This window comes from Microbacterium sp. Y547, assembly GCF_057669785.1.
This window is the reverse complement of record NZ_JBYHFN010000005.1, coordinates 107,748-123,668: the sequence shown is the minus strand read 5'-3', so window position 1 is coordinate 123,668 and position 15,921 is coordinate 107,748. Positions and strand designations below refer to the sequence as shown.

17 protein-coding genes are annotated in these 15,921 nt (G+C 69.5%); 8 read left to right on the top strand and 9 right to left on the bottom strand.

The window, feature by feature from the left end:
- Positions 1-23: 23 nt before the first annotated feature.
- On the bottom strand, positions 24-320 hold the full coding sequence (locus AC25Y0_RS09840; RefSeq protein WP_488123933.1) for a hypothetical protein: 297 nt from the start codon (positions 318-320) through the stop codon (positions 24-26).
- A 129-nt stretch (positions 321-449) separates the two neighbouring features.
- Between AC25Y0_RS09840 and AC25Y0_RS09835 the strand changes: the two genes are divergently transcribed.
- Positions 450-1,187, top strand: coding sequence for an EI24 domain-containing protein (locus AC25Y0_RS09835; protein ID WP_488123934.1), 738 nt, complete (start codon positions 450-452; stop codon positions 1,185-1,187).
- A 4-nt stretch (positions 1,188-1,191) separates the two neighbouring features.
- On the opposite strand, the gene AC25Y0_RS09830 is transcribed toward AC25Y0_RS09835, so the two are convergent.
- The 3 genes from AC25Y0_RS09830 to AC25Y0_RS09820 all read right to left on the bottom strand — a co-directional run bounded on the left by AC25Y0_RS09830 (position 1,192) and on the right by AC25Y0_RS09820 (position 4,263).
- The gene (locus AC25Y0_RS09830; RefSeq protein WP_488123935.1) at positions 1,192-2,748 is read right to left on the bottom strand and encodes a glycosyltransferase family 2 protein; all 1,557 of its coding nucleotides are present in this window, start codon (positions 2,746-2,748) and stop codon (positions 1,192-1,194) included.
- Positions 2,749-2,843: 95 nt separating this feature from the next.
- On the bottom strand, positions 2,844-4,037 hold the full coding sequence (locus AC25Y0_RS09825) for a saccharopine dehydrogenase family protein (protein WP_488123936.1): 1,194 nt from the start codon (positions 4,035-4,037) through the stop codon (positions 2,844-2,846).
- Between the two features lie 4 nt (positions 4,038-4,041).
- The gene (locus AC25Y0_RS09820; RefSeq protein WP_488123937.1) at positions 4,042-4,263 is read right to left on the bottom strand and encodes a DUF2188 domain-containing protein; all 222 of its coding nucleotides are present in this window, start codon (positions 4,261-4,263) and stop codon (positions 4,042-4,044) included.
- Positions 4,264-4,405: 142 nt separating this feature from the next.
- Between AC25Y0_RS09820 and AC25Y0_RS09815 the strand changes: the two genes are divergently transcribed.
- Positions 4,406-5,356: a DUF1214 domain-containing protein gene (locus AC25Y0_RS09815; RefSeq protein ID WP_488134573.1), complete on the top strand. Its 951-nt coding sequence runs from the start codon at positions 4,406-4,408 to the stop codon at positions 5,354-5,356.
- 31 nt (positions 5,357-5,387) lie between these two features.
- Complete coding sequence (locus AC25Y0_RS09810) at positions 5,388-5,705, top strand: YchJ family protein (protein ID WP_488123939.1); 318 nt, start codon at positions 5,388-5,390, stop codon at positions 5,703-5,705.
- 52 nt (positions 5,706-5,757) lie between these two features.
- On the opposite strand, the gene AC25Y0_RS09805 is transcribed toward AC25Y0_RS09810, so the two are convergent.
- Complete coding sequence (locus tag AC25Y0_RS09805) at positions 5,758-5,961, bottom strand: cold-shock protein (protein WP_376127225.1); 204 nt, start codon at positions 5,959-5,961, stop codon at positions 5,758-5,760.
- 539 nt (positions 5,962-6,500) lie between these two features.
- Here AC25Y0_RS09805 and AC25Y0_RS09800 point away from each other — a divergent pair.
- The 3 genes from AC25Y0_RS09800 (at position 6,501) to AC25Y0_RS09790 (ending at position 10,249) form a co-directional block, all read left to right on the top strand.
- Entirely contained in the window at positions 6,501-7,220 is a 720-nt protein-coding gene (locus AC25Y0_RS09800; protein ID WP_488123940.1) for a hypothetical protein, read from the top strand.
- Positions 7,221-7,283: 63 nt separating this feature from the next.
- On the top strand, positions 7,284-9,782 hold the full coding sequence (locus tag AC25Y0_RS09795; RefSeq protein WP_488123941.1) for an MMPL family transporter: 2,499 nt from the start codon (positions 7,284-7,286) through the stop codon (positions 9,780-9,782).
- Positions 9,779-10,249 (top strand): GNAT family N-acetyltransferase, encoded by a 471-nt coding sequence (locus tag AC25Y0_RS09790; protein WP_488123942.1) that lies wholly within the window; start codon positions 9,779-9,781, stop codon positions 10,247-10,249. The genes AC25Y0_RS09795 and AC25Y0_RS09790 overlap by 4 nt, the downstream gene beginning before the upstream one ends.
- A 4-nt stretch (positions 10,250-10,253) precedes the next feature.
- Here the strand turns inward: AC25Y0_RS09790 and AC25Y0_RS09785 are convergent, their stop codons facing one another.
- Positions 10,254-10,802 carry a type 1 glutamine amidotransferase domain-containing protein gene (locus AC25Y0_RS09785; protein ID WP_488123943.1) on the bottom strand — a complete coding sequence of 183 codons (549 nt, stop codon included), beginning with the start codon at positions 10,800-10,802 and terminating at the stop codon, positions 10,254-10,256.
- A 246-nt stretch (positions 10,803-11,048) separates the two neighbouring features.
- Here AC25Y0_RS09785 and AC25Y0_RS09780 point away from each other — a divergent pair, with 246 nt between their 5' ends.
- Entirely contained in the window at positions 11,049-11,594 is a 546-nt protein-coding gene (locus AC25Y0_RS09780; RefSeq protein WP_488123944.1) for a hypothetical protein, read from the top strand.
- Positions 11,595-11,663: 69 nt separating this feature from the next.
- Here AC25Y0_RS09780 and AC25Y0_RS09775 read toward each other — a convergent pair whose 3' ends face one another.
- Entirely contained in the window at positions 11,664-11,879 is a 216-nt protein-coding gene (locus AC25Y0_RS09775) for a hypothetical protein (protein WP_488123945.1), read from the bottom strand.
- 55 nt (positions 11,880-11,934) lie between these two features.
- Between AC25Y0_RS09775 and AC25Y0_RS09770 the strand changes: the two genes are divergently transcribed.
- The gene (locus AC25Y0_RS09770; RefSeq protein ID WP_488124046.1) at positions 11,935-13,860 is read left to right on the top strand and encodes an ABC transporter ATP-binding protein; all 1,926 of its coding nucleotides are present in this window, start codon (positions 11,935-11,937) and stop codon (positions 13,858-13,860) included.
- Here AC25Y0_RS09770 and AC25Y0_RS09765 read toward each other — a convergent pair.
- Positions 13,857-14,795 carry a glycosyltransferase family 2 protein gene (locus tag AC25Y0_RS09765; RefSeq protein ID WP_488123946.1) on the bottom strand — a complete coding sequence of 313 codons (939 nt, stop codon included), beginning with the start codon at positions 14,793-14,795 and terminating at the stop codon, positions 13,857-13,859. The genes AC25Y0_RS09770 and AC25Y0_RS09765 overlap by 4 nt on opposite strands.
- Complete coding sequence (locus tag AC25Y0_RS09760; protein WP_488123947.1) at positions 14,792-15,919, bottom strand: cysteine desulfurase family protein; 1,128 nt, start codon at positions 15,917-15,919, stop codon at positions 14,792-14,794. Before AC25Y0_RS09760 ends, AC25Y0_RS09765 begins: the two co-directional genes overlap by 4 nt.
- Positions 15,920-15,921: the final 2 nt, after the last annotated feature.

Below are 15,921 nucleotides of genomic sequence, written 5' to 3'. Positions count from 1 at the left end.
CTTCTGAGCATCTGACCTGCGGATCACTCAGAGGGTTCCTCCCAGGGCAGATTCAAGTCCTCGGCGTCCACCTCGACGTCGCCCGCGTCGTCGGGCCCGCCCGTGCCCGGCACCGCGCGTACATCTCGCGGGTCGATGTCGTCGTCGAGCGAGTCAGGCATTGGGTCCTCCTGCTTGCGCTCGGTCTCGGTCTCGCTCGCCGGGCTGTAGGTCATGTCTTTGCGCACTGTCTCGGCGGTCGACGGGGGAGCGGGGGGCCGCGCCTCGGTCTCGCCCGCGGCTGCCCGTATCCGCAGCTCGTCGTCTTCGTGATCAGCCATTGCGTCCCCGTCCCGTCGATCGACGACCAGGTTAAGCGCCACACAGCGTGAGCCGGATGGGCTTGACATGATCTCCCTGGATTCCACAGCCTCCCGCTGAGCCCCAACGGCGGCGCATATGCTGAGCCGATGCGAGAGTTCGGGCGGGGGGTCGCGCTGCTGGGCAGCGGGTTCGGCTACTGGTCGAAGCGCCCCGCGCTCATGGCCCTCGGTCTCGTTCCCGCGGCGATCGTCGGCATCCTCTTCCTGGCGGGAATCATCGCGCTCGCCGCATCGCTTCCGGGGCTCACCGAAGCCCTGACGCCCTTCGCGGGGTCATGGCCGGCGCTGTGGGCCACGATCATCCGCATCGCGATCGGCACCGCCCTGATCGGCGCGGCGCTCGTGGTGGTCGCCGTCACGTTCACGGCGCTCACCCTCCTCGTCGGCGAGCCCTTCTACGAGCGCATCTGGAAGGCTGTCGAGACGGACCTCGGTGATCCCGGGCTCGGCGCGGACTATGGATTCTGGCGCTCTGTGGGCGACACCGTCGGGCTGATCGTGCGCGGCGTGGGCGTCGCGCTGCTCGCTGCGCTGACCGGCCTCATCCCGCTCGTCGGCGGGATCCTCGCGACGATCCTCGGGGTGCTTCTCACGGGGTGGCTCCTCGCCACCGAGCTGTCCTCCCGCGCCCTCACGGCGCGGGGCATCCTTCCCTCCGCGCGGAAGGACCTGCTGCGCCGCAATCGCACGCGGGCGCTCGGGTTCGGCGTCGCGACCCAGCTGTGCTTCCTCATCCCCGGCGGCGCTGTCGCGACGATGCCGGCCGCGGTCGCCGGGTCGACGCTCCTCGCGCGCTCTCTGCTGAAGCACGAGAGCACCGACTGACTCGCTACAGCAGCCTGTCGGCGAGAAGCCGCTTCACCCGTGCCGGAAGGATCCTGCCCGCGATGCGGCGAGCGCTGCGCAGCCCTCGGGCCGTCACTGCGCTCCACCGGCGGTTCGTGCGAGCGGGCAGCACGCGCACCGCACCGTCGTCGCCCACCTCGATCCGGCAGGTCGTTCCCTCGAGCGAACGCCGGCCGCTCATCGCCGCAGAGCCGCGCAGCGGCACCTCGAAGGTCCAGCCCGCCGAGCGCACGCGCACCGACAGCCGGGCATCCGTCACCTCGTCGAACGCGATGACCGGGTCAATCGCGATGCGCGCTTCGCCCTCGCGCAGGCGAGCTCGCCCGATGACGCGCGCGTCCTCGCCCAGCAGCAGTTCCACGCGGCTCGTGTCGACGTCTTGCCCCGCTGTCAGCGCTTCGCGGGGGAGTGCCCCGATCTCAGGTGGCGCCTGCCACACCCCGTCGCCGTCGAAGATGAGTGCATCCACGCCCTCGTGGAGGATCCGCACCTCGATGCCGAGCGTCAGCAGACCGACGCGCGACCGCGCCGACACGAGGTCGGCCTGACACTCCAGCTCGGACTCGAACCGGGCGAGGGCCACAAGCTCGTCGCGCCGCTCCGCGCGCAGCAACGCCGACCGGACTCGGTGTGCGAAGGGGAGCCCCGCATCGACCCCCGGTCCGAACCGCTCGCGAGCGAGCGGGATCACCGCATCGAGCAGCCGCGTGCGGTACTCGTCGGGGTAGCGCACCATGCGGCGCCCCTCGATCCGCTTCAGGATCTTGCCGCGATACCAGTGCCGCAGCAGGGTGTCGCGCAGCTTACCCGGCGCGGTGTTCGTCTCGACGACGTCGAGCACGGGGCTCAGCGACGGAAAGTATGTCTGCGGGGCGATGCGCGACGAGCTCGCGCTGCCCTCGTTCGCCACCCACGCGTAGCACGGCTTCGACGCGAGGATCGAGATCGTCCCGGCCGCGAAATAGGCCTGCATGACGAACAGGTGATCCTCGAGGCGCACGCGTCCGTCGGGGAAGCGGATGCCGTTCTCACGCAGGAAGGCCGTGCGGAACAGCTTGTGCGGTGTCAGCAGCTGCAGCAGGGGATCGCGCCCGAGTTCTGCGCGGGCGACGTCACGGCGGAAGATCGCCTCGGGGATGCGCCGACCCACGCCCACGACCTTGCCGACGAGCACATCGGATGCGTGGGCGTCGGCCTCGTCGGACATGCTCTGCAGGGCGTTCTCGAACAGTCGGTCATCCTGGTCGGCGAAGAAGACGTACCGCCCGCGGGCCGCGTCGATTCCGTGGTTCCGCGGCGTGCCCGGCCACCCCGTGTGCTCGAGCGTGAGCACGCGGACGTGCGCGCGCGACCGGCTGACGTCCTCGAGTCGGCGCCGGGTCTCTTCGCCTGATCCGTCGTCGCAGAGGATGACCTCGTACTGTGCGGCATCCATCGTCTGTGCGTCGAGCGATCGGATCAACTCGTCGAAGGATTGCTTCGGCTCGAAGACGGGAACGATCACGCTCACGCGCACCCGGCTGTCGTCGACACGCGTCATTCTGCTCCTGTCGTCGGAAACGTCCAGGAGAACACTATGGTGTCAGCGCGGCTCGACCGGGCGGGGTTGACAGGGGCGCGTGCGCGGCGGGACGGTCAGTGAAGCGGCTCCGTCGTCACCGTGAAGCGATGCGCGCGCAGACGCTCGGCGAGATGGTCGCCCATCGCGACCATCGGGGTGAGCACGCCGGCACGATCGGGAAGGTCGTCGCACGCCAGGCTCAGCGCCGATTCGCCGAGCATGACCCCTGTTCCGCGGTATCCCGGATCGAACGGCGCCGCCACCCGCGCGCGCACGGGCGCACCCTCGACGGGGTACGCATCGACGTCGATGACGAACCGGCCGCGCTCGATCGTCTGCTTGTCCGGGCCGGTCCCCGGTGCGGGGAGCACCCGATCCAGCAGCGCCCGCGTCGGCGGAAATGCCAAGGCTCCGACGAGCCCGGCTGTGCCGACGCTGACGCCTGCGGCCCGCATCGCCCCCGCCGCACCACGGCCGGTCTCGACGAGTTCGCGATAGCGCATGAGCTGGCCGTAGCCCCACCCCGTGAGGTAGTTCGAGCGCTGCACGATCTGCTGGTTGTACGCCCCCATGACGAACGGCGCCTGCCAGAGCGCTCCGCGTCGGGTGACGCCGCTCGAGGTCCGACGCGGCAGACGCACCGAGGGCCCGGGCGTGAGGGCGTAGGGGTCTGTGACGAGGCGGCGGGCCGCGGGATCCGACTGCGCTTCCTTCATCTGCTGCCGCAGAGAGTCGATCGTGCCTCCGCTTACTCCGCCGCGCAGGGAGCGCACCCGCAACGTGGCCTCGACGATCGGCAGTCCGCCGGCTGCTGCATGGGCGACGCCCAGTCCGAGATCGGATGGAATCGAATCGAAACCGCACGAGTGCACGATCCGGGCACCGCTCGCCTCGGCGGCGGCATGATTGTGCTCGATGCTGCGCGCCACGAAGATGCTTTCGCCCGACAGATCGGCGTACGACGTGCCGGCGCGAGCGCACGCGGCGGCCACCTTCATGCCGTATCGCAGGTAGGGCCCCACCGTCGTTGCGACGACGGACGTCGAAGCCGCAAGGCGGTCGACTGCCGCTTCGTCGGCTGTGTCGACCTCGAGGATCGGCCACGTCACGCCGAGCTCGCGGGTCAGGGCACCCAGTCGCTCGCGCGATCGGCCCGCGACGGCGATCCGCACGTCGGCAGGAGCGGATTCCGCGAGATGTCGCGCTGTGAATCTGCCGACGAAGCCCGTCGCCCCGAGCAGGACGATGTCGTGTTCACGATCACCCACGTGCTTACGCCTGCTCGCCATCCTGCTGGGGGTCGGTGATCGCCCCCGTGGGATCGGCGTCTTCGACGCGGTGCGCCCAGCCGAGGCGGTGGGCCACGGCCCGACCCTCCTCGACGGCCTCATCGCGGCTCGTATAGCTGTGGGACAGGTCGGGATGCCCCTCGACGACGTTCTCCCACTGGCCGCGGTTGGAGTGGGTGAGGACGGTGCGCGTGTTCTCGGTCATGGTTCTCCCTTCGCATGTCCTCAGCCTGCGGTGTCGAGGCTCTCCTCGCGAGGGGGTTGACGTGCGAGACGCGATCCCGCGTGGACGAGGAGCAGGGGGAGGCGACGCTCGTTATGGGAGTATCGGCACCGTGGAGATACGCGTGAACGTCGACAACTTCGTCCGGGCCGAGACGCACCGGATGTTCCGTGACCTGCAGCACAACGCCGGGGGTGTGAACCGCTTCGCCCACAATCGCGAGCCGGCCGCGATCGAGAACCAGGCAGTGATCCGCCTCAATCGCGACACGCTCTACAGCTTCGCCGTCGTCGATGTCGCCGCGGGCGCGACGCTGACCCTTCCCGACGCAGGTGGCCGGTACCTGTCGGCCATGGTCGTCAACGAGGACCATCACGTCGCGGCGATCCTCCACGACGCGGGCGAACACCGGCTCACGGCGGAGGCGCTGGGCAGCCGCTATGTCTGCATCGCCGTGCGCATCCTGGTCGACCCCGCCGAGCCCGCCGATGTCGGCACTGTCGGCTCGCTGCAAGACCAGATCCGCCTGGAAAGCGCATCGGCTGAGACCTTCGAACTGCCGGCGTATGACACCGAGTCCTTCGATGAGACGCGCAACGCGCTGCTCGTCCTCGCGCGCAATCTCACCGACTTCGATCACATGTTCGGCGGCCCCGGCGACGTGCAGCCGGTCCGGCACCTGATCGGCACCGCGGCAGGCTGGGGCGGTCTGCCCGCGAGCGAAGCGACCTACATCGGCGTTGACCCGCGCCTGCCGGTCGGGCAGTACGAACTGACCGTCGGCGAGGTTCCCGTCGACGGGTTCTGGTCGATCTCGGTCTACAACGCCGCGGGATTCTTCGAGGCGAACGACCGCGGGGCGTACACCGTCAACGACATCACGGCGGTCAAGAACCCCGACGGCTCGACGACCGTGCGCTTCGGTGACTATCCGGCCGACGTTCCCAATGCGATTCCGATCAGCCAAGGGTGGAACTATCTCGTGCGGCTGTACCGGCCGCGCGACGAGGTGCGCGACGGCAGCTGGACCTTCCCGCATCTCGCCGAGAGCGGCCCTTCGAGCGCCGCGAGCTGACCACCCGCCCACGATCGACCAGGAGGGTCTTATGCCGCGCGAACCCGAGACCGCCGAAGAGCTCATGCGGTCGCGTTTCGATGCCTTCCGGCGAGGGGATGCCGCGTGGCTGCTGGACTCGTGGCATCCCTCGACGAGACCGGGGTCGCTGGACCTGAGCGACAATCCGCGCTGGCGCGGCCTGCAGATCGTCGAGACGGTCGCCGGCCGACCGCAGGATGCCACCGGGGTCGTCGAGTTCCGTGCGACTTATCTCGCCGACGAGGGGGGTGTCGGTGTCCTGCATGAGCGATCGCGCTTCGTACGCGAGGACGGACGCTGGTTCTACCTCGACGGCGACGTGCGATAAACGGCACGAGGCCCGTCCCCAGATAGGGGACGGGCCTCGTTAAACGCGTGGATCAGAGGGGGCGGATGTTCGCCGCCTGCATGCCCTTGGGGCCACGCTCTGCGTCGAATTCGACCTTCTGGTCTTCGCGGAGCTCCTTGAAGCCATCGGCCGCGATCGCGCTGAAGTGAGCGAAAAGGTCGGCGGAGCCGTCATCGGGAGCGATGAAGCCGTATCCCTTTTCGGAGTTGAACCATTTCACGGTGCCAGTGGCCATCGTGTCTTTCCTTTTACCATTCGGGTCGCCGGGGCGACCGGTTGTGCCACGCCAAGTATGCGACGCGGACGGGGATGCGGAGCGAGTCGCGTGTGCGCGGGCTCCGAAGTCGTGAGGGATGCCGCAACGGCGGCACGAGCGCTGCTCGGCGTGCTGTGCACCCCGAGGCTTTCGCCGCGGGCGCTGTGCGCGTGCACACCGCCGGGCGACGTGTGGGTGAAGCCGGCGTATTCTCCGGCGAAGGTGGCGACGTGCACGCCGTCGTCGGCCTTACGCCACTGCGGCGTGGTGTGAGGCGCGAGGGCAGCAATCGAAATGCTGTCGAACAAAAAGCGATCCAAGCTTGCGAAAGGGCGAGAACCCGAAGCGCAGGTGATGATGAGATGAAGGGCCAGCGGGGCTCAAAGAGCGCAATACAGCGAACCTTCTCCACTGTGAGAAGTTGGAACGGTTCGCATGTGCCAGGCAGGATGGATCGAGCATAGCACGGATTCGAACGGATGCTGGCACCACGAGGATCGTCCGCGCATGATGGGCGTGTGCTCGATGCGCAGGAACTCCGCGAGCTCGCCCGGTTGCGAGCCCGCGCCTACGCGCCTGACGCAGACGTGCAGGCCGATCCGTCCGCGCTCGCGCGGCTGCAGCAGCTCGAGGACCGCGCGCAGGGCGAGCCCGACCCGGCATCCTCTCCGTCGCCCGATGCGGAGCCCCCGACAGGTGATCCCGTGTCCCGGAGGCCCCGGCGGTTCGCCGTCATCCTCGCCGCTGTCGTGGGCGTGACGGCCGCTGTCTCGGTCGCGGTGACCACGTTCATCGCGACGGCCGAGCCGGCAGCCCCCGTGCGTTTCCAGACGATCGTGCAGGGGGAGGGGTGGCTCACCGACAGCACGAGCGCCGTCATCGACTGCCTCGAGGCCGACGCCTGGCAGGTCGAGTGGGATGAATCGACCGGCACTCTGGCCTTCACCGATGAACGCGAGGGCCATGCCGCCGCGGTGAGAGCGTGCGCCGCGACGGTGCGCGCCGAGTACGACGACCGCATCCGCGAACTGCGCGGTCTGCGGTGGTATCCGGTCGAGGTGAGCATCGCGAGCTGCCTGCGCGCTCAGGGCATCGCGGTCCCCGAACCGCCGTCGCGGCGCGAGTTCGCGGCGCTCTACGACACACCCGATGCGTGGACGGCGTATGGCTTCGTCACTGGTCTGTCGCCCGAGGAGTGGGCGCGCATCAGCGCGGTCTGCCCGCCCGACCCCGAGTGAGACCGTCTGACTCGAAGAGGCATACGGTCCGTATCATCGGGGGACTGGGTGAGAGGATGCCGCGTGGCTGAACTGCTGTATCGATTGGGGGCGTTCGCGTCCCGCCGCGCGTGGACCGTCATCACCGCGTGGCTGGTCATCATCGCCCTCGCGGCCGGTGGTTTCCTCGTCGGGTTCAAGGGCTTGAGCTCGAGCTTCGATGTCCCGGGCACGGCATCGGGTGCCGTGCTGGAAGAGCTCGAAGACCGACTGCCGGATTACGGCGGGGCGACGGGAACGGTCGTGTTCGCGACCCAGGACGGCTCTGAACTCACCGACGATCAGCGCGCCCAGATCAGCGACCTCGTCGCCTCGGCTCGTAGCCTCACCGATGTCACGGACGTCATCGACCCGTTCGCCACCGAGCAGGAGCGCGCCGACCGCGTCGCCCAGATCGCCGAAGGCCGGCACGAGATCGCCGACGGACGTATGCAGCTCGATGCGGGTCAGGCTCAGCTCGACGCCGCTGCGGTCCAGCTGGATGACGCGCAGGCTCAGCTCGACGCGGGCCGTGCTCAGATCGAGGCCGCGGGCCTGCCCACGACGCAGCTGGATGCGCAGCAGCAGCTTCTCGACGAGCAGCGTGCGGCGCTGAACGCAGAGCAGGAGAAGATCGACAGCGGCCGTGCCGACCTCGATACCGCCGAGACGCAGCTCGAGCGCGGAGCCGCGCTGCTCGCGCTCGCCGACGGGATCCGCGTCGTGTCGGAGGACGGCTCGACGGCACTCGTCAACGTCTCGTTCTCAGAGCCGCGGCTCGAACTGCAGGAGGAATCGAAGCAGGGCGTCATCGAGCACTTCGAGTCCGAACCGATCGAGGGCGTCGACGTGTCGTTCTCGACCGACATCTCACAGGGCGTGCCGGAGATCCTCGGCGTGGGCGAGATCGTCGGCGTCGCGATCGCGGCGATCGTGCTCATCGTCATGCTGGGATCTCTCTTGGCCGCGTCGTTCCCGATCGTCACGGCGATCGTCGGCGTCGGGATCGGGGCGCTGTCGACACTGGCGTTCTCTGGCGCCGTGCAGATGGCTTCGGTGACGCCCGTGCTCGGCGTCATGCTGGGCCTCGCGGTCGGCATCGACTATTCGCTCTTCATCATCCATCGCCATCGCAAGCAGCTGCTGCAGGGGGTCGAGACCACGGATTCGATCGCGCTCGCGAACGGCACAGCCGGCAACGCGGTCGTCTTCGCCGGCGCCACGGTCGTCATCGCGCTGTTCGCGCTCAATGTCACGGGCATCCCGTTCCTGGGCCTCATGGGAACCGTCGGCGGTGTGAGCGTCGCGATCGCCGTGCTCATCGCGATCAGCCTCACCCCGGCGCTGCTCGGCCTCGCCGGCGAGCGCCTGCTATCGCGGCGCGCGCGTGCCCGCGTCGGTACGGCAGACGCCGCCGTCGCGCCCATCCGGACGATGTCGCCCATGCGCGCCGTCCTCACCTCGCTCGTCGCGGTCGTCGCGCTTCTCATCGTGGCGGTGCCTGCGCTGTCCATGCGGCTCGGGCTGCCCGACGGCGGGTCCGAGCCCGCGGGCTCGAGCGCCTACCGCGCGTACACCGCGACCGAGGCCGCGTTCGGCGAGGGGGCCAACGGTCCGCTCCTGGTGACAGCCGTGCTTCCTGCAGACCTCAGCGACGACGAGGTCCTCGAGCGCCAGCTCGAGATCGGCACTCTTCTCGCCGATCAGGACGACGTCGTCGCCGTCGCGCCGATCGCCGTCTCAGACGACGGTCGACTCGCGGCGTTCCAGGTGGTGCCGCAAGAGGGGCCGACCAGCTTGTCGACCGACGCCCTCGTGCGGGACCTGCGCGCACTCGACGTCGACGGTGAGCCCCTCGGCGTCGCGGGCCAGGCCGCCATCAACATCGACATCTCGGAGTCGCTGCAGGACGTGCTGCCGCTCTACCTCACGGTCGTGGTGGGACTGTCGTTCCTCATCATGATCATGGTGTTCCGCTCGCTCCTGGTGCCCCTCATCGCGACGGGCGGGTTCATCCTGTCGCTGTTCGCGACGTTCGGCGCCATCACGGCGGTGTTCCAATGGGGGTGGGGCGCAGAGCTGTTCGGCATCCACAGCACGGGTCCCGTGCTGAGCTTCCTGCCCGTCATCCTCGTCGGGATCCTCTTCGGTCTCGCGATGGACTACCAGCTGTTCCTGGCCACGGGGATGCGAGAGGCGTATGTGCACGGCTCGCCCGCCCGGCTCGCCGTGGCGCAGGGCTTCCGGGCCGGTCGGAGCGTCGTGATCGCGGCGGGACTCATCATGATCGCCGTCTTCTCGGGCTTCATCACGTCGGAGTCGACCATCATCAAATCGATGGGCTTCGGCCTTGCAATCGGCGTGCTGCTGGACGCGTTCGTCGTGCGGCTCGTGCTGATCCCGGCTGTCATGCACCTGCTCGGCCGGTCGGCGTGGTGGCTGCCGAGCTGGCTCGACCGGATCCTCCCGAACGTCGATGTCGAGGGTTCTGCGCTGGAGCGGTCGCATCCGCCGCACCACGCGGCACCTACGATCGGGGCATGACGACCTTCCGCATCCGCCCGATGGAGACCTCCGACGCCGGCGAGGTGCTGACGTTGCAGCGCGCAGCGTTCGTTCAGGAGGCACTCGTCTACGGCGACCCGAACATGCCCGCGTTGACGCAGACGCTGGAGGAGCTGACCGCCGAGCTCGACGACAACCTCGGCTGCGTCGCCGTCGCCGGCACGCGCCTCATCGGCGCGGCCCGGGCGCGTGCCGACGGAGACCTTCTGCTGGTCGGGCGGATCGCGATCGCCCCCGACGTGCAGGGTGGGGGAGTCGGCTCTGCCGTGCTCGAGGCCGTCGAAGAGCGCGGCCGCGAGGTCGGATGCCGCGCGGCCGAGCTCTTCACCGGCTCGCTGAGCGAAGCCAACCTGCGCCTCTACGAACGCCTCGGCTACGTCGAGTCCGAGCGCGTCGACCAGGGTGGGGGCATCGCCGAGGTGTACCTGCGCAAACAGCTCGCGTGAGGGGTCAGGCCGTCTGGCCCTCGTGCGTGCCCTCCGCGATCTCTTCGACGAGCTTCGCGTTGAAAGCGGGAAGGTCATCGGGTGTGCGGCTCGAGACGAGGCCGTTGTCGACCGCGACCTCTTCGTCGACCCACTGGGCGCCGGCGTTTCGCAGGTCGGTCTTCAGGCTCGGATAGCTCGTGATCGTGCGGCCGTCGACCACGCCCGCCTCGATCAGGATCCAGGCGCCGTGGCAGATGACGGCGACGGGCTTGTGCTGCTCGAAGAATGCGCGCGTCAGCGAGACGGAGTCCTCGTCCATGCGCAGGTGGTCGGCGTTCACGACTCCGCCGGGGAGCACGAGAGCGTCGAAGTCCGAGGCGTCGGCGTCGGCGGCCGAGAGATCGACCGGCTGTTCGTGGCCGTTCTTGCCTGAGACCGGGCCGTCGGCGGGCGAGACGAGCGTCGCCTGGCCGCCTTCGGTCGTCACTGCTTCCCAGGGAGAGGTGAGCTCGCTGTCCTCGTAACCGTCCGTCAGCAGGAACGCGATCTTCTTGCCTGCGATGCGGGGCATGATGTCTCCTTCGTGTCGGTGGGTGTGCGTCCACGGTAGGCACGCGACCGTGAGGGCCGGAGGGGGTTGCGCCCCCGCACGACACGTGGCAACGCGCGAGTGCGATCCGGGACCGGGCGCCCGTGGGTAGCATGGACGCCATGACGACTTCGCCCCTCACCACGCCCACGACCGCTGTGCCGGAAGACAAGAACCTGCTGACGGTGTCGGAGACCGACGGCGGCAGCTGCTGCGGCGGCAGCAGCTGTGGCAGCAACTGACGACAGCGCCGTCGCACGTCCGGTCGTGACCGACCGTCGACTGCTTCGTCCCGCCGTAGCGCGGGTCATGCAGTCCGAAGAGGCCGTCTACGGGCTCATCCTCGTCTCGGGGATGATCGTCGTCAGCAACAGCCTCGTCGGCACTTCGCTCAACGCACTCATCACTGTCGTCGTGACCGTGATCGTCTTCTACGCGGCGCACATCTACGCCGGCACCCTCGCTCGCCTCGCCGCGACCGACGGGGTCGCCGGATTCTTCCCGAGCCTGCGCGCTTCAGCGTTGCATTCGCTCGGGATGCTGGTGGCCGCTGTGCCGCCGCTGGTCATCCTGCTGCTGGGCGTCTGGCATGTATTCGAAGACGACACCGCCATCTGGACGGCACTGATCGTCGACACCGTGCTTCTCGGCCTGCTGGGCTGGTTCGCCGTCTCGCGCTGGACGAGGCACGTGTGGTCCCGGGCCGTGAGCGCGCTCATCACGGCGGCGTTCGGCCTCGTGCTGGTCGCGCTGAAGGCCTTCATCCACCACTGAGGCGCGAGCAGCCCCGCGCGGCGTCGTCCTGATCGGCGCCCACGCGGCGCCGATCAGGATCGCCGAGGGTCAGTCCTGCTCGAGGGACTCGTCTTCGACGGGCTTGTCCCACTGCTCGCTGCCGATCGCGTTCGTCGGGTGCGGCACCGGCTCGATCTCTTCGGGGATCGACGGAGTGGGGCTGATGAGCTCCTCCTCGGGGATCGCCTTGAGCTGGTCGATCTCTTCGCGCAGCTCCGCGAGGTCTTCGCCGTCGGTGTGGGGGTTCTCGGGGGTCGAAGTCATGCCGCAAGCCTAGCCGGGGCCGTGGCATCCCCTGGTTAGGCTGGCGCTCATGAGTATGGGCGGCAGGGGTGGCGGTGGCCGCCCCCTCGATTTCGCGGCGCAGAAGAAGATCAACGCGCAGGCGCCGCGCGTCGAGAACCTCCGGCGCCGCATCGTGGCGCTCTTCCGGCCGTACCGGGGCCGCATCATCGTCACCGCGATCCTCGTCGTCGTCGGTGCCGCGGTCGCCGTCGTCCCGCCGCTCATCGTGCAGCGCATCTTCGACGACGCGCTCTTCCCGCTCGACGGCGGCGCCCCCGAGCTGGGGCTGCTGTGGCGCCTCGTGCTCATCATGGTGGGGCTCTTCCTGCTCTCCGCGGGCCTGGGCGTCGTGCAGACCTGGCTCACCTCGACCGTGGGCAATGCCGTGACGGGCGATCTGCGGGTGCGCCTGTTCGAGCATCTGCAGTCGATGGAGCTCGGCTTCTTCACACGCACCAAGACCGGCGTCATCCAGTCGCGGCTGCAGAACGACGTCGGCGGGGTCGCGGGGGTGCTCACCAACACCGTCACGAGCATCCTGGGCAATGTCGTCACGGTCATCGCCTCGCTCGTCGCGATGATCCTGATCGACTGGCGCCTCACGATCATCGCGGTCGTGCTCATGCCGTTCCTCATCGTCGTGCAGCGCCGCGTCGGTCAGGTGCGCGCGCGCATCGCGGGCGAGACGCAGGAGTCGCTGTCCGAGCTGTCGGCCATCACGCAGGAGACCCTGAGCGTCTCGGGCATCCTGTTGTCGAAGTCGTTCAACCGGCAGCGCACGGAGTCCGCCCGCTACGCCGATGAGAACCGCAACCAGGTCGTGCTGCAGGTGCGGCGCGCCATGAGCGGCCAGGGGTTCTTCGCCGTCGTGCAGGTGCTCATGGCGAGTGTTCCTGCTGTCATCTACCTCGCGTCGGGCTACATCATCACCGGCGGCACAGACCTCATCACGGCGGGCACCGTCGTCGCCTTCACGACGGTGCAGGCGAGGCTGCTGCAGCCGCTCATGGGGCTCATGCGGGTCGCGCTCGACCTGCAGACCTCGCGCGCCCTGTTCGCCCGCATCTTCGAGTACCTCGACCTCGTGCCGGCCATCCGCGACGCACCCGATGCCATCTCTGTCGCCGACGCGCCGGGGCCGCCGGGCCGGATCGAGTTCCGTGATGTCGTGTTCCGCTATCCGGATGCCGCCGCCGATGCCCGTCCGACACTCGGCGGTGTCTCCTTCACAGCCGAACCAGGACAGCACGTCGCCTTCGTGGGGCCGTCGGGAGCGGGAAAAACCACGATCCTCTACCTGACGCCGCGCATGTACGAGGCATCCGGCGGAGAGGTGCTCTTCGCGGGCGCCGACGTGCGTCGGCTGCGGCAGGAGTCGATCATCGACGACGTCGGCATCGTGTCGCAGGAGACCTACCTCTTCCACGCGACGATCGCCGAGAACCTGCGCTACGCCAAGCCCGACGCGACCCACGCCGAACTCGAGGCGGCGTGCCGGGCGGCGAACATCCACCACATCATCGAGGGGTTCGAGGCCGGGTACGACACGGTCGTCGGCGAGCGCGGCTACCGGCTCTCGGGCGGCGAGAAGCAGCGCATCGCGATCGCTCGTGTGCTACTCAAGGACCCGCCCGTGCTGCTGCTGGACGAAGCCACGTCGGCTCTGGACACCGTGTCCGAGAGGGTCGTGCAAGAGGCGTTGGATGCCGCGGCCCGCGGACGCACGACCCTGACGGTCGCGCATCGACTGTCGACCGTCATCGCCGCCGACGTCATCCACGTCGTCGAGGCGGGGCGCATCGTCGAGTCGGGCACGCACACCCAGCTGCTCGCGGCCGGGGGACTCTACAGCGAGCTCGCCGCCGAGCAGATGGCGGCATCCCGCATTCTCGAGGCCGAGGAGTCCGACCCGCCCGCAGCGCTTCCCGAACGCCGCGCCGACCGGGCTCCCGATCTCTAGGCCGCCCAGGCCAGAGCGGGTGCGACGTCGGCGGGGACGGTCGTCGTGCGCATCGCGACCTGACGGACGAACGCCCCGAGCTCGCGCCGATACTCGGCGTCGGGGTGGCCGGCCGCGATGCGCACGAGCGGCGGCAGATCCATAGCGAGGATGAGGACGATGCGCGCAGCGGCAGCCGCCGGCCGGCCCGCGGCATTCAGCACGTCGATTCCGCCCGCGAGTGCCGCGAGGTAGTCGCGCAGCACCGGGAGCGCACCCTTTCGCTGCGTGATCGAGGTGCCGTCGGCGCGCTCGCGCCACTGCACGACGACGTCGGGCACGACATCGAACGCCCGCGCCCGGGTGTACAGCAGCTGCGCGACGATCTGGTCCTCGTACGCCTGGGCCTCGGGGAAGCGCAGGTCGTTCCACATCTCGGCGCGCGTCACCTTCGACCAGGCGACGATGTTGCCCGATGCCGCGGGATGCGCGGCGAGGCTCGTTCCTTCGCGGGCGGGGTCGGTCGCCGCGGCCACCCAAGGCTGCACGGGATCGGGTGCGTACCCGCCCGCGCCGTCGGGGCGCAGCCGCACGTACGCGCCCGCCGCGAGGTCGCTGCCCGTCCGCTCGAGCGTGCCGACGAGCCGGTCGAGCGCGTCGGGCATCATCACATCGTCGGCGTCGAGGAAGCCGACGAACGGCGTGCGAACGAGGTCCAGGCCTGTGTTCCGGGCTGCGCCGAGGCCGGCGCGCCGAGGGTGGTGAACGACCTGGAAGCGCGGATCGGTCGCCGCGGCCGCGTCGAAGATCGCGCCTGTCGCATCCGCCGATCCGTCGTCGACGAGCACGGCGGTCCAGTCGCCGCGGGACTGTGCCGAGAGCGAGTCGATCGCCGCGCGCGCATACGGTGCGACGTCGAAGCCCGGGACGATGACCGTGACGGCGGCGGAGTTCACCCGGTCGATGCTACTGCCGCGACGGATGCCGCCACGTCGGCCGCGAGCTGCCGCGGATCGAGCCGCGCGTCGCGCGGGAATGTGATGCGCACGGCCGTCTGCGCGAGCGGTGGGGCGATGCCGAGCGCGACGAGCACGTGCGAGGGCTCGTCGCTGCCGGCCGCGCACGCCGAGCCGCTCGAGCTCACGATGCCGCGCCGTTCGAGTTCGAGCAGGACGGTTTCGCCGCTCGTGCCCGCGAAGGTGAAGCTCGCCGTGCCCGCGAGGCGGTGCACGGGATGCCCCGTGAGACGTGCCGAGGGGATGCTCGCGAGGACGGCGGCGATGAACGCGTCGCGCAGGGCCTGCACCCGTGCGGCCGATTCGAGTCGCTCAGCCTCAGCGAGCTCGAGCGCCGTGGCCAATCCGACGGCGCCCGCGACATCCTGAGTGCCGCTGCGGCGCCCGCCCTCCTGACCGCCGCCGTGAAGAAGCGGCTCGAGGGGGATGCGCCCGCGCACCGCGAGAGCGCCGATGCCCTTCGGCGCGCCGAGTTTGTGCCCCGCGATCGAGAGGGCGTCGGCGCCCGTGTCATCCAAGGGCAGCCATCCGGCGGCCTGGACGGCATCGAGATGGATCGGGACGCCCCGCGAGCGCGCGACGGCGGCGAGGGACGCGACATCCTGCACCGTGCCTACCTCGTTGTTGGCGTAGCCCACGGTCACGAGCGCCGTGTCGTCGCGCAGGGCCGCGGCCAGCGACTCGGGCGAGAGACGTGCCGTGTCATCGACCGGTACCAGGGTCGTCTCGACGCCGTGCAGGCGCTCGAGATACCGGACCGATTCGAGCACCGATTCGTGCTCAATGGGCGTCGTGACGATGTGTCGCCCGGCGGCGGCGAGCGTGATGCCCTTGATCGCGAGGTTGTTGGCCTCGGTGCCGCCCGAGGTGAAGACGACGTCCGAGGCCCGCATCCCGAGCACCCGCGCAACCCGGCGACGGGCGTCGGCGAGGGCGTCGGCGGCGGCCTCGCCGACCGTGTGGTGACTCGACGGGTTGCCGTATCCGTGCGTGAGGTGCGGCACCATCGCCTCGAGGACCTCCCGGCGCACCGGCGTCGTCGCGGCGTTGTCGAGGTAGTGCACGG